Here is a 14,089-nt window from a genome sequence, read left to right on the forward strand (position 1 = left end):
GACGGCGCTCTAGCTTGGAGTAGCGTCTCGGAATGTTTATACGATTTCGGTCTTTGGTACTGCCGTTCGCGATGGCGGGCTGTAGTGTAAGGGAGCAGCCGACAAGTAACGAAACAGTAGCTGCGTTCGAAGTTGCCCTTCCGACCGCGAAGGATCGCGCCGCCCTCCTCACGATCTTGCGTACAACCGCAACGGCGGCAGGCGGCCATCTAGACGCCGCGAGTGATAAGGAGCTTCGTTCCACGGCGGAGGCGTCGCCACTGGCTAAGATGAGCGTTCACGCCGCCGTATGGGAGGGAGCGAAGGACGAGGAGAATTGGGCGACGATAATGGATCAGTCGGATCACATTGGGCAAGTCTGGATCATGTTTGCGCGAGGACGCAACGAAGCGCAGGCTCGCAGCTTTCGGCAACAAGGCATGCGCGACATAGCTGCACGATGGCCGGACGTTCTATCGCTTCCAATATTAGATCGTCGCACCATACCGCTACGCCGCGATCTCATCAGGACAGCAAAGGGCTACCGGCTCAACCCAACGGCGACCGCGAGGTATAAAAGCTGACTGTCGGATAACCACCACGATCGGACGTTCTGCGCGATCAATCGCGATCCGAGGACCGACGGATCGCTTATCCAAGAGCAAGACCCTGTCAGGCAATTTGGGGGGCCACCTCAGTCCGCTGACATCCAATAGCGGACATCGACATCAGAGCCGAACTTCAAGCAGACCTTCGCGGTCGCAAACCCAAGATGATGCAAATTCCAGCACTTCGTTAAGCGGTTCGCCGGGGTGGGCCGCTGTGACCAAAAACCGCCCCTCGTTGCGTCCGTCGCCGATCACCAGCAAATCAACCTCAAGTTCCACTTTCTCGGCATCGTCACCCGTAATGGATATGAGACGAACACCGTCCCGGAGACAGCGCTCGACGAATTCCGCCAAGGCTGCGTGGTCTGCTATGGGTGAATGGAGGATTATTCGAGGCGGGAGCGACATACGCTCATCGTAGAGCACGAATGTCCGCTATCCACCACAATGCGACATTCAGCGCGATCGATCGCCTTCCCGAAAGCGGACGGGCCGGAAACGCCCCAATTGCAGACATTCAACAACGCTCCTATCCCTGATCCTCTTTGTGTCGTGACGGGGATGAGACGCGATGGGGTTGATCTATAGCGCATCGCGTAAGACGCTTCCCGCTATCGCGGCGGTATCCATCGTTGCAAATCTATTTTTGAAGCAAAAAGCGATCAGCGAATTGCATGATCCGCAATGTTGCTTGTCCGGAGTAATGTTTTCTGATCTTGGACCGCCCAAAATTATATCTGCTTGGACTGCCCATGCTTACCACATATCGTTTTGGGTGTTCATCGGTTCGCTGCTGTCGTTGATCATTGCGGAATATCTGCGCTCTCGATCATAAGCGCACGGCGGCAGCCTGAACGCCAGGCAACGCCCAGTTGCGGACATTCGACCCGAAGCTTAGCCTCGGACCATGCACCGGTCCTTCAACACCGTCTTCGATCTTACCCGGCAGCCAGCACTGATCCACCCCGCATATTGGTTTATCGCGATCTTTGCGCTCGTTGGCGTCTTTCTCGCGATGTTGGCTTGGCTGGCAGTGAGAAGGCGTTGGCGCTGGCGTCGCTCACTACCGATATTTGCGACCGTATGGGTTGCAATCTGCACCTACGGCATCGCGACCGACGTTCGCGATACTGCCGCAATTCGCAATGCCGTCGTGGCACGCAAAATACAGGTGGCAGAGGGCTGCTTAGAATATTTTCGCCCCGGCTCTCCTTACGGAACTAAGACTACCGCAGGCAATGAAGAATGGAGCGTTAGCGGCCTCGTATTCAGTTATGGTGCGGGAGAAGTGCGCCCGGCATTTCACTCAGTTTCCACGGCTGGAGGCGCAGTTCGAGCAGATTCCAGAGTGCGAGTCTCGTTCGTTGCCAGTCCGGCTTACGGCCGACGTGAAATCGTGAAGCTTGAAATTGCGCCGCACGCGTGTCCTGCCGCACGTCAAGTGGAAGCCTTTGATAAGCCCTAAGGCAATGTCCGCTTTCCACCAAAATGTGACATTCCGTGCGATAGGTCGCCCTCCCGAAAGCGGAGAGGCCGTAAACGTCCATTTGCGGACTTTCGCGGGCTATTTCACTTTCACTCGGACAAAACCTTGTTCGTGGAAGAGGCGACGGACGTCATCGAAATCTTGCCGCGCCAGAGGTTCTCCGGCGATCTTCACTGATATGATTGGGAAGATACGTAGCCACCGACCGCGTCCTTCGATCTGTCGGATTAAATCGCCCGCGAACGATGCGGCACCTTCCTGATCCGATATCAAATGCGCTTCTGACGAAAACGCCTTCGACGCTGTTCGCGCGATAGTTTCGCCCGTCGATGTGTTGGTCAGGCTGATATGATTGCGCGAGATCGTGGCGCTGTAGCGGACTGTAAACATCGGTAGCACGCTTATCATCTTCGTGGGCAAATGTCTGCTTTCCACCACAATGCGACATTCAGCGCGATCGATCGCCTTCCCGAAAGCGGACGGGCCGGAAACGCCCAATTGCGGACGTTCAGGCTCCCGAGGAGCTTGTCCCATGCGCAGAATAATAAAGGCCCTGACCTCACCCGCCCATCTGACGATATTGGTTCCGCTGCTTCTGTTCGGCAGTGTCATTTTATGCGCGGATGCTCTAGGGTTCTGGTCGCCGAACTACCGAAAAGTGTTCTTTTGGACGGTGGCCGCCTATTGGATCAGTGTTGGCATTAGCGGTTGGTATGACCGTCGGGCGAACGTCCGCTAGTCGCCGAGCAGCGGATGGTCGCAGGCATATGAATGGTCAAAGCAATGGCCGCTTCCCACCTCTTCCGGTCGTTGGCGACGGAAACGGCCCGCGCCGATAGTGGACAGGCCGCAAACGCCCCGAACCCGGTCATAGCGGGTCTGCTTCGGCGTTCCCGATAGCCGAGGCACGGCTAGTGCATTAGAGTGAAATTCAATGAGATACAGGATCATAGCTACGGCGATGGTGTTAGGCGGTTTCGCATTGCCGAGCAGCGCCAGCACGTCGGAAGGCGGCGACCAAAAGAGCGGTCCCGCCGGGCTTCCGTTCGACGGTTCGACCGGCTTTCTAAACGGCTACACCCTTCGTGTGCCGGTTGACGGTGACTTTCTGTGGAACGGCACACCGGTCGATCAGGTGGTTCTCAAGACCTATCTCGCGCAATGGGCGGCTTTGCCTCACAGCGCAGGCCGCCTCTTCGTAGCGTTCGAGCCGGGTACCCGGCAGGCCCGCGTGGGGTGGGTCCGAAGACAAGTCATCGCCAGCGGCCTATGTAAGCAGCGCCGTTGTGTGGAGGTCGGCTGGAATGTGAAAAGGCCTGTTTTGAAGTTACGGCGTTGGCCGTCTCGGGCTTCAAAGCGGATAAATTGCTTTCCTCCACAATCGGTCGTTCAGCATGGCAGACGATGGCGTCAAAAGCGGACAGGTTGGAAACGCCCAACTGCAGACGTTGCTTTCAATCGCATTTGGAGCATAGCAGCGGAATGAGCCGGACGTTCCTCCTCCGCGTTGCCCTGGTCGCGGTGATTTTTATCGGCATGCCGCTTTACTGGATGCGTTTCCGCCAAGGCTGCCCGTCAGCACGGCCAATGGGGTCTACAGCAGTGCCTGCTGTGGGGCGGTGCGGCTTCGCGATGGGCGGCTAACACTTCAAGGAGGGCGAGAAGTTGCCTATGTCGTCGAGCACGACAATGCGGCGCGTTACAGCTTGCCAGAGAGTTACGTCGGCGCGACCGAACGTGGGCTGTTCGTCAAGCGGAACGGCAATCCCTTAAAGCTGCGGCTGGACAATGTTCCGAAGCCAAGTAGGATCGAGATCAGTGACGATACGAATGGAGATGACATTGTATTTGCTCGCGCGAACGGCAGCTAACCATCACAATTGACCGTTCTGGGTATCCGGTCGCGATGCTGTAGGAGGTCAAGCCAAAAACGCCCAAACTCGGTCATTTCAAACATGATCGCGCAACCCAAAAAACTACCGTATGCTCACGACGGTTGGGCAAAGTTTTCCCACCGACGCTTTGGGGAAAAGCGCATGCAGAAGCCGTTGCGGCTGGAAAGCCTGCCTCTCAAATACCTCGCCGCCATTATGATATTTTGCATTCTGATCGCGATAGTCTCGTTGATAAGACCTTCCCAAATCCCGAAATTGGAGGAGGGAACATTCAGAGACAGCGATAGTGGATCGGTCATCACGGTGCGAAACGGCGCGATCTCCTACGGGAACTCTCACGCGCCGTATGATCTGTGGACAGGCAAGGGTAAGCGGTTTCTTTCCACAAAATCGATCATAGGCGACCTCTACGTACTCGACACGACGGGCATCAAAAAACCCGCAGAGATAATAATGGACAACGAGAGAGGTGCTTCGACCGCATGCTCGATCAGAAGCGGCAACGTCGAGATTTGTTTTCGGAGGGTGGCTTAGCGCCATCGGCAAAGGACGAAAGCTGCCGTCCACCTTCCACCACAAGCGGACGTTCGGCGCGAGCGATCGCCCTCCCGAAGGCGGACAGGCCGGAAACGCCCAATGACAGACGTTCCGTGCGATCGAATTTGCAACCAAAAGCGCCCCAGAGCGGTTCCGAGGGATAACGGCTGTTCTGGCGAGAAATCGACAAATTCAATATCCTGCAACTATGGGCGGCGTGCCTTGCGAGCTCACAATCGTAAAACATATTAGACCTTATGACAGAACAGTGGATCGGTGTTGCAACGGCGCTTAGTTTGGCTGGCTCAAACACGTCAATATGCTCGCGGCTTCGAGCGGGACTAGTAAAAGCTCGGGCTAGCGTTCTTTTGATCGATGACGAGCGACAGGAAGACGTTGAAGTGCCGCAGGAATTTTGGGGGGCCGAAGGACACGAAGCGCTCGATCAAGATTGGGTGTCTGGCGATTTTTCAACATGGATAGATCATTCCGCTCACTGGCAGGCTTTTGGCGTCACTTTCGGTCTGTCTGGCCTACTGGAGATGTTGCCGGTCGAGCGGCGTGGAGTCGTCGCGCACGGTCTTTCTGTGGCCGGTTCGCCAGAGTGGATTCCGGCAAAGGGGGCGAGACAATTCGCCTATGAGCGCGGGGGTATAACACCGGGAAAAGCTGGAACGGCGGTTATAGAGCAAGCACGACTCGGCTTTCTAACTGCACGCGCTGTCCACGCTGAGGCGTTCAAAGGCGATCGCTATGAAGTGCAGAACAGTTGGGAACAACGAGAATGGGATATCCCGCTTTGGTTTTGGGAAGGTTTCACTTCGAATGGCTCAAGTGCGCAAGATTGGGAGCTTGGCAAATTTTCTGGGAAGGGCCGCTCACCGGACGGCCTTCGCTTCATCACCCTTTCGAGCGTAAACTTCTTGCGCGAGTCGCTCAACGCCTTGGTGTCTTTCCAAGCGGTTGTTTCTGAAGCTCTATCGCTTGGAGTCAGACCACCGCTGGCCGACGCGGTGCTGAAAGAATGGTGGGAGAAGCGTTCTAAAGTTCGAGACTTGTTAAGTGAGGCCGATCTGGTGGCGCTGGTTCGCTCGAACTATCCCGAAAATCACGTTTCCCGCGACCGCATGCGTCAATTGATGGGGCCGCGAAAAACTGGACCAAAATAATTTCGCGGGAAATCGCCGCGAAATCGCCGCGAAACTAGCCGCGAAATCTTGCATGCGAGAAATGATCGATCGCGTCCGCTGGTGTTCATGCGGGCAATGGAGCGACCATCATGGAACCTTTAGCAATTTCAATCAACGACGCGGCGAAGGTACTGAGCCTTGGTCGAACATCTATTTACGCGCTTATTGGAGAAGGTAGGCTCGACGCATTCAAGCTCGGGCGTCGCATGTTGATCAAAACGGACTCGATCCGGCGCTTGATCAACGGGCAGGTCTGAGACGATCTGCGATGGCGACGCGCCGCGCAAACCCGCAACGGGTAAAGCTGCACCGTAGCTACAGCGTGCCGGAATTGTCGGTGTGCCTGAACGTTCACCCCAACACCGTCCGCGAATGGCAACGCGGCGGCCTGAAGCCGATCGACACTGCCCGCCCAATCCTGTTTCAAGGTGCAATTGTCCGGGCGTTCCTAACTAGGCGAAATGCGGATCGTAAGCGCCCGTGCGGACCGGGGATGATCTTCTGTTTTCGGTGCCGCGTACCGTGCGCTCCCGCGTTGGGAATGGTCGATTATGTGCCGCTAAATCCCGCCACCGGCAATCTTCGCGCGCTGTGCGAGACGTGCGGCGGCATGATGCACCGTCGCGCACGCCAGGCCGATCTGCACCGGATTATGCCGTCAATCGAGATTCGGATTCTGGATGCACCGCAACGCCTAATGGGGAGCGCGCGGCCCTCCCTAAACAGTGAAGCGGAAAGGCAACCGACGACATGACGAAACACAACCCGGCAAATGAGCGAATCAAGCGCGAATATTTTCATTACCTCGTGGAGGCGAAGCGGCAGGACGAGGCCACGATTGATGGCGTCGCAAAGTCGCTGGCGCGGTTCGAGGAATCAACGAAGGGGCGCGACTTCAAGCGGTTTCACCGCGAACAGGCGGTGGCGTTCAAGGTTAAACTTGCCGATGCCATTAACGCGCGAACCGGCGAACGATTGAGCAAGGCGACGCTTAACGCAACGATGCGCGACCTGCGCGCGTTCTTCTTTTGGCTGGCGCACGTCCCGGGCTTTAAATCGCATATCCAATATGCCGACGCCGACTATTTCAACCTCAGTCACAAGGACGTCGCAGTCGCCACAGCGGTCCGCGAGAAACGCGTGCCGACACTGGAACAGGTTCACCATGTCCTGTCGGCCATGCCGGTCGCTACGGCATTGGAGCGACGCGATCGTGCGCTTATGGCCTTCACCGCGCTCACCGGCGCTAGGGTCGCTGCGCTCGCATCTTTCCAGCTTCGCCACGTGGATGTCGCAGGCGGCTATGTTGAACAAGATGCGCGAGCGGTGCGGACCAAATTCGCGAAGACGTTCAGGACGTATTTCATGCCGATCGGCGGCGACGCGCTCGCAACCCTTTCGGCATGGTGCGTCGAACTGGCCCGCGATCATTTGTGGAGCGCGAGCGATCCGCTGTTCCCTGCGTCGCAAATGGGGCTAGGCCAGGCCGGTGGCTTTCTTGCAACCGGGCTATCACGAAATGGCTGGGCCACGACATCGCCGATCCGCGACATATTCCGGCGAGCGTTCACGGCGGCGGATCTGCCCTATTTCAACCCGCACAGCTTGCGCGATATGCTGGTGCATCACGCCATGTCACTTGGCCTTTCTGCCGAAGAAATGAAGGCGTGGTCGCAAAACCTTGGCCATGCCGACGTGCTTACGACCTTCACGAGCTACGGCAACGTACCGACCCATCGGCAAGGTGAGTTGATCCGGACCGCCAGCCGCCAGCGTGAGGTTCCCGCCAATGCCCATATTGCGGCGCTGGAAAGCGTTCTAGCTTCGTTGAAGGCCAATCAACCTTCGCTCTTGTCGGAGGCCAGTTGAAGTCGCTACGCCATATCCGCAACCAGGGGCGGAAACATGGATATTCAAGGTTATTTGACTGAAATCCGCAACCTCTACGCCAGCGGGCAATCCACCGAACACAGTTTCCGCCCGGCGCTAGCCCGCCTGTTCGGATCGATTGCGCCAGACATCACGGTTATCAATGAACCCAAGCACCTGACAGACGTTGGCGCGCCTGACTTTGTGTTCAATCGGGGCGAGGTGGCTATTGGCTGGTGCGAGGCCAAAGATATTGGCAAGGATGTGCGAAAATTCGCAGCTAACGACTACAGTAAGGCCCAAAAGGAACGATACAAAAAGGGTCTACCGAACCTGATTTACACCAACGGGTTGGACTTCGAGTTCATCCGCGAAGGCGAGGTGGTAGATTTTATTACCATTGCCGATCTGATTCCAACCCTGCCCGCACGCCCTGCTGACTTTCTTTTGCTAAAAAACCGGCTGAGTGATTTTGCCAGCGCCACGCCGCTCACCATCACGTCCTCAAAGCGACTGGCCGAAATGATGGCGGGCAAGGCTGCGATCATCAAGGACATTATGGGCCGTGCGCTGGTGGCGGATGTGAAAGCACGGGAAGGCGGTAGCCAGCCAAGCGACCTGATCGGCCAATATGAGGCGTTCAAGACCAATTTGATCCACGATATCACCGTGGAGGACTTTGCCGACATCTACGCCGAAACGATAGCCTACGGCTTGTTTGCAGCGCGCCTGCATGATGAGACGCCCGCCACCTTTACGCGGAGTGAGGCGCTGAATCTTCTGCCCAAGTCCAACCCGTTCCTGCGCGAACTGTTTCTTTACATCGCCGGGCCGAATCTGGACGAACGCCTGCGCCGGGTGATCGATGAACTGTGCAACGTGTTTCTGGCGGTCAATATGGGCGAGGTGCTGAGGCACTTCGGCAAGGTCAGTGCGCGTCAAGACCCGTTTTTGCATTTCTATGAAGTGTTCCTCGCGGAATATAATCCGGCCAAACGCAAGGCGCGTGGCGTCTGGTACACCCCCGAACCGGTTGTGAACTTCATAGTGCGGGCGGTGGACGAGGTGCTGAAAACCGAGTTCGGGCTGGCTGACGGGCTGGCCGACACCAGCCGCATTACCATCGATTGGGACACCGGCCAGAACGACAAGACTGGCAAGCCCGCCACGATCCGCAAGGCAGTACACCGCGTCCAGATTCTTGATCCCGCCACCGGCACCGGCACTTTTCTCGCCGAAGTGGTGAAGTTGGTGGCGGAGCGGGTGAAGGGCATCGCGCCGGGCCAGTGGTCCAGCTATGTCGAAAAAGACCTGATCCCGCGCCTCCACGGGTTCGAGCTGCTCATGGCCAGCTATGCCATGTGCCACATGAAGCTGGACATGATCCTCACTGGACTAGGCTACAAGCCATCGGCCAGTCCGCCTCGCCTTGGCGTATATCTTACCAACAGCCTTGAGGAAGGCGAGCGGGTGGAACAGACCCTGTTCGGCCTCTCCCGGGCAATTGCCGAGGAAGCCAAATCCGCCAGCGACATCAAGCGCCAGACGCCCATAATGTGCGTGATCGGAAACCCGCCTTATTCAGGAATTAGCCAGAACAACGGAAAATGGATCAGCGATAAGATCGAGGACTACAAATATGTTGATGGCGTCCACTTCGGGGAACGCAAGCACTGGTTGCAAGATGACTATGTGAAGTTCTTGCGCCTTGCCGAACACATGATTGAGCAGAACGGCGAAGGCGTTTTAGGCTTTATCACTAACCACGGTTATCTGGATAACCCGACTTTTCGTGGAATGCGCTGGCACCTGATGCAGACATTTGATCAGATCCACGTGTTGGACTTGCACGGCAATGCCAACAAAAAGGAAGTCAGCCCAGACGGCTCGCCAGACAAGAATGTATTCGACATTATGCAAGGTGTCGCGATCATCATCGCCGTAAAACATCGGAACAAGACTAAGACGCCTAAGCCGCTGGCGGCGGTCCGCCACGGCGAAGTTTGGGGAACACGCGAGGGCAAGTATGCCCAGCTTTGGGAGAGTTCCAAAGCTCAGCTTGCCGCTACGCCGCTACCTCACAAAGCACCGCAATATCCTTTCGTAATACGCGACTACGGTTTGGAAGTCGCATATTACGAAGCTTTTCGGTCGCAGAACTTATGCCAGTCAATGTCACCGGAATCGTCACTATGGGTGACGGTTTTATAATCGCTGATAGCCCAGCTCAAATAAAAACAAACATCGATTATCTGCTCAACTCAGGCTGCAGCGCATCCGAATTGAAAACGCGTTATGGGTTAGGAAAAAACTACGCTGATTGGGTGGTTGACGGGCGATCTAAAGTTTCCCTGGACGAAGCACTGATTGTCCCAATCTCTTATCGACCATTCGATACACGTTGGACGTATTTCGACAATCGACTACTTTGGCGATGGCGCGAAAGCGTGATGCGCCACCTCACAACTCCTTGCAATCTTAACCTCATGATGACGCGCCAAACAAAGGACGAAATTGGAGCATTGGTGGGCGATAGCATCGCAGCGCACAAGGCATTCAGCGCATACGACATTACATATAACATGCCGCTGTATCTTATCCCCGAGAAAGGCACACTAGATCAAACCATTCGGGTCAATTTCGATAAGAAGCTGTATGCGCGAATACGCAAGACGGCGGGCCTCACCGGCACCCCAGCCGCGCCCGATGGCAGTGAAGCCTTCCGCAAGGCCACGGGCGGTGCACGCCCCGATGAGGTCAAGGTGCTCGACTACATCTACGGCGTGCTGCATTGCCCGGCCTATCGCGAGACGTATGCCGCATTTCTGAAAATCGACTTCCCGCGTGTCCCCTTCCCGCCCTCGCCTGAGGTGTTCGCCGATGTCAGCGCTAAGGGAGAGGCGCTGCGCCGCCTGCACCTGATGGAAGAAGCTGCCATTGGCGATACGCCCTATCCGTTCCACGGCGACCGCGACGGCGGGGTGGGAAAGCCAAGGTACTTTGGGGGACGAGTGTGGATCAACGCGGAGCAGTATTTCGAGAATGTGCCCGCCGTGGCTTGGGGGTTCCATATCGGCGGCTATCAGCCAGCACAGAAGTGGTTGAAGGACCGCAGGGGCCGCGCCCTAAGTTGGAATGACATTCGCCACTACCAGAAAATCATCAAGATTCTGGCCGAGACGGATCGCATCATGCACGAAATCGAGTTGCCCTTGGACGGTGCGGCGATTGGCGACGGATGACAATACGCAACCTAACACCCAACGTCCCGCCGCTTCTGTTCGACGGTTAGGAGCCTTGATCATCATCGATCGTGCCGCCGCACTGATCGGCACCGCCGCCCCAAGCTAGACGTCCACGCCCGCACGGGGAATTCGGTTTCGAGGCGGATGATTACTATAACCCGCGCTGGCTTTGCCAAGGCGACGTTACGCCGCTCCTCCTCGCCAACATCCAAGCCGCGCGCGAAAGCAAAGTGACCGCCACGTTCGAAAACGCCAGCACAGCTAGAAGCGGAATGGGCACGGATTTAAATCGCAAATGACCAAACCCTACGCGACGGACACCTTGTAGATCATCACAGCCGATTAACGCTTCCGAAACCATCGAAAAAGCCGAAACGGATCCACCCTGGGTATCGCGATATTCGCGCACCGGACCCTTGCCTCAGCGAAATGAATTTCAACGGTGGGGGCCTATTTGGGGGCCTTTCCACAAAACGATGAACTAAAAGAGTTTATAATCAATTGCTTAGTGGGCAGGTTAGGTGCCTCTTCTGGCACCAGGGCGTTTCCGGCGAGGTCCGGAGACGTCCATCAAACCGCAGGTTTTACAGCATTTTTCAGTGAATTGGTGAATGCAGTCGTGCCGTCGGTCGACAGATCCCACATCGCTTGGCCGCCATGGCTTAATCCGCGCGCGCCTCATGCCGGCACCTCCGCCACCAGCCGCGTTCGGATCGGCGACAGGGCATCATGTTCCACCACGATTTCCTGTCCCGTCCGCGCCGTCGGCGCATCTCCGGCCAGCCCGACAGCAAGGCATCGCCATTTCCAAGCGTCATGGAGCTCTGCAGATCGGCGATCAGGGTCTCGATCGGACGGACGAGCCGGTCGAGCGACCAGCGGTGCGCCTCCACTCCATCGATCAGGGTGACGGGACACCGGAGCCGATGGCGTCGCGATAGGGAGAAAATGCGCCGATGAGAAGGGATCCGTCACGACACTGCTGCCTAATAACAGGGCGATGATAGCTGTCGTATGACTCGGCCACTGCCAGAGCAAGTGCAGCGGCGACTGGCACGCCGGGTGTGGAGCCGAAGATCAGCGCGATAGTCGCGGCCACCTGCACTTTTTCGAGGCCGGCCGAGTGTTCTGGTGCAGTAGAGGCCTAAGGGCATGGCACGGGCGTCGACCCAACCTCACCCGAGCCATGTCTAACGCAGCCATACCGAAAAAACGTTCCTGCGCTCCAGATCGGACTATTTAGCCGGCAGCGATCCTGAGGCGCTGGCGAGCAAGTTTCGCGTTCAGCGCAAGGCGGACGTCATTGACCGGATCAGGACGTTTTGGCGGGTGAGGAGTTCGATTTCCAAGGCTGGGCGGCCGTTTTCGATTGCTCGCAATATTTTCGCATAACAGATTTGCGCAAGCCATGTCGCCGCCAAGCGTACGGCACCGACCGCATTCGTCCAGATCGTCGGGACGGTGGCGCGTTCTTCGCCGATGGTTGCACGGTTGGTCGCTGGTCTCTCCATCGGAAGACGATGATCCGTGGGGATTTGTTACGGGTTCCAGATACCGAACGTCTGCACGGACGTCTTTCCCGTTGCCGCAAGTTATTGCCCGAGACCTTATTTCATTAACCTAATGGGCCTCGATCGTTGCGCTACCCACTTGCTTGGGTGGGCGACAGAACGGCACCATCACCAATGCCGCGATGAACAGCCAGGCCATCGTGCGGAACACGTCGTTGAAGGCCAGGGTCAGCGCTTCTCGGCCGACGATCTGGCCGAACATCGCCTGCGCCATCGCGAGTGCGCGATCGGGATCGGGCGTCGTCGCGGCGATCCGGCGCGCCACTTCGGCGACGGTATCGCTCGCCATGCGCGGCATCGTCCCCAAGGTCTCGCTCAGCCGTAGCGCGTGCAGCCGTGTCCAATCCTGCAACCAGGTATTGACCAATGCGATGCCGATCGCCCCGCCCAGATTGCGCATCAGATTGAACAGTCCGGATGCGTAGCGCAGCTCGGGGCCTTCGAACCCGTTCAGCGCCAGGCCGACGCTCGGCACGATACATAGCATGATCGCGAAGCTGCGCACCGCCTGCGGCCAGAGCAACGCGTGGAAGCCCCATTCCGGCGTCATGAACGAGAACAGCCACAGCCCGCATGCGAACAGCACCAGCCCGAACGTGATCATGATCCGGGGATCGACGCGCTGCGACAGGCCGGCGGCGATCGGTACGCCGAGGAACTGGGTGACCCCGGCGATGAACACCGTCGTGCCGATGTCCGATGCGGTATAGCCACGCACCCGCCCGAGATAGAGCGGGACTAGATACGTCCCGGCATAGATGCCGAAGCCGATCACCAGATTGAACAGACAGGCAAAGGCGAACGTCGGCTTGCGGAACGGCGTCAGTTTGACGATCGGCCCGTCGGAACGGAACGATCGCTCGAGGAACAGGACGAACGCGACCAGCGCGATCCATGCGATCGCGGCGATGTCCGCGTCGTCGAACCACCCGTCTTTCGGCCCTTCCTCCAGCACATATTCCAGCCCGCCCAGAAACACCGCCATCGACCCGAGATGGATCCAATCGACTCGGCCGAGCATCTTTGGGTTCGGGCGATCCACGCGGATCACCGTGATCGCCAGCACGGTGACGATCGCGCCGGGCAGAACGTTGACATAGAAGACCCAGCGCCACCCGGCCGCATCGGTGATCCACCCCCCCAATGTCGGCCCGAGCGTTGGCGCGAGGACCGAGACCATACCCAGGATCGCCGGGATCATCGCGCGCTGTTTGTCCGAGAACATCGCGAAGCCGGTGGCGAACACCGTCGGCACCATCGCGCCGCCGACAAAGCCCTGGATCGCACGGAACACGATCATCGATTCGATGCTCCATGCCGTTCCGCACAACGCGCTCGCCAGCGTGAACAGCCCGGCCGAGGCCGCGAACAGCCAGCGGGTGGACATCGCCTGGGCGAGAAAGGCGGCGAACGGGATCATCACCAGCTCGGCCATCAGATACGCGGTCTGCACCCACGAAATCTCGTCCGGCCCCGCCGCCAGGCCCGCCTGAACCTCGTTCAGCGATGCTGCGACGATCTGGATATCGACGAGTGCCATGAACTGCCCGAACGCCATGATCCCGAAGATCAGGAACTTGGTGGCGTCCGGCAGCGTCATTGGATCGATCGGGGGGGCTTGGCGCGCATCTTGGGGGACGGGGGTAGCAATGGTCGTCACGTTCACCCCTTGCCTCATCCCAGCGGTTTATATTATGTGCATCATATAA

General features: G+C 57.7%; 12 protein-coding genes. 9 read left to right on the forward strand and 3 right to left on the reverse strand.

The features are described from left to right. Window positions 1-707: 707 nt before the first annotated feature. Window positions 708-941 (reverse strand): hypothetical protein, encoded by a 234-nt coding sequence (locus ASG11_RS02865; protein WP_156363619.1) that lies wholly within the window; start codon window positions 939-941, stop codon window positions 708-710. A gap of 217 nt (window positions 942-1,158) precedes the next feature. Between ASG11_RS02865 and ASG11_RS19145 the strand changes: the two genes are divergently transcribed. Together ASG11_RS19145 and ASG11_RS18565 are read left to right on the forward strand one after the other, a co-directional pair. Continuing rightward, entirely contained in the window at window positions 1,159-1,422 is a 264-nt protein-coding gene (locus ASG11_RS19145; protein WP_156363620.1) for a hypothetical protein, read from the forward strand. Window positions 1,423-1,494: 72 nt separating this feature from the next. Next, window positions 1,495-2,052 carry a hypothetical protein gene (locus ASG11_RS18565; RefSeq protein ID WP_156363621.1) on the forward strand — a complete coding sequence of 186 codons (558 nt, stop codon included), beginning with the start codon at window positions 1,495-1,497 and terminating at the stop codon, window positions 2,050-2,052. Between the two features lie 99 nt (window positions 2,053-2,151). Here the strand turns inward: ASG11_RS18565 and ASG11_RS18570 are convergent, their stop codons facing one another. Continuing rightward, the gene (locus tag ASG11_RS18570) at window positions 2,152-2,685 is read right to left on the reverse strand and encodes a hypothetical protein (protein ID WP_156363622.1); all 534 of its coding nucleotides are present in this window, start codon (window positions 2,683-2,685) and stop codon (window positions 2,152-2,154) included. A 1,424-nt stretch (window positions 2,686-4,109) separates the two neighbouring features. Here ASG11_RS18570 and ASG11_RS02870 point away from each other — a divergent pair. From ASG11_RS02870 to ASG11_RS19065, 7 genes are all read left to right on the forward strand, one after another. Continuing rightward, a complete protein-coding gene (locus tag ASG11_RS02870; protein WP_055774927.1) occupies window positions 4,110-4,502 on the forward strand; it encodes a hypothetical protein in 393 nt (130 codons plus the stop codon). A 371-nt stretch (window positions 4,503-4,873) separates the two neighbouring features. After that, on the forward strand, window positions 4,874-5,674 hold the full coding sequence (locus ASG11_RS18575; protein ID WP_156363623.1) for a hypothetical protein: 801 nt from the start codon (window positions 4,874-4,876) through the stop codon (window positions 5,672-5,674). 110 nt (window positions 5,675-5,784) lie between these two features. Further along, window positions 5,785-5,952, forward strand: a complete 168-nt coding sequence (locus ASG11_RS02875) for a helix-turn-helix domain-containing protein (RefSeq protein ID WP_055774930.1) — start codon at window positions 5,785-5,787, stop codon at window positions 5,950-5,952. 11 nt (window positions 5,953-5,963) lie between these two features. After that, complete coding sequence (locus tag ASG11_RS18580) at window positions 5,964-6,449, forward strand: helix-turn-helix domain-containing protein (protein ID WP_156363624.1); 486 nt, start codon at window positions 5,964-5,966, stop codon at window positions 6,447-6,449. Beyond that, window positions 6,446-7,564, forward strand: a complete 1,119-nt coding sequence (locus ASG11_RS02880) for a tyrosine-type recombinase/integrase (protein WP_055774933.1) — start codon at window positions 6,446-6,448, stop codon at window positions 7,562-7,564. Before ASG11_RS18580 ends, ASG11_RS02880 begins: the two co-directional genes overlap by 4 nt. A 36-nt stretch (window positions 7,565-7,600) precedes the next feature. Then, window positions 7,601-9,775: an N-6 DNA methylase gene (locus ASG11_RS02885; RefSeq protein WP_201781254.1), complete on the forward strand. Its 2,175-nt coding sequence runs from the start codon at window positions 7,601-7,603 to the stop codon at window positions 9,773-9,775. Further along, complete coding sequence (locus ASG11_RS19065) at window positions 9,757-10,806, forward strand: type ISP restriction/modification enzyme (RefSeq protein WP_201781255.1); 1,050 nt, start codon at window positions 9,757-9,759, stop codon at window positions 10,804-10,806. The genes ASG11_RS02885 and ASG11_RS19065 overlap by 19 nt, the downstream gene beginning before the upstream one ends. A gap of 1,623 nt (window positions 10,807-12,429) precedes the next feature. Here the strand turns inward: ASG11_RS19065 and ASG11_RS02900 are convergent. Further along, on the reverse strand, window positions 12,430-13,980 hold the full coding sequence (locus ASG11_RS02900; RefSeq protein WP_055774942.1) for a DHA2 family efflux MFS transporter permease subunit: 1,551 nt from the start codon (window positions 13,978-13,980) through the stop codon (window positions 12,430-12,432). Between the last annotated feature and the right edge of the window lie 109 nt (window positions 13,981-14,089).

This window comes from Sphingomonas sp. Leaf357, assembly GCF_001423845.1.
Classification (GTDB): domain Bacteria; phylum Pseudomonadota; class Alphaproteobacteria; order Sphingomonadales; family Sphingomonadaceae; genus Sphingomonas.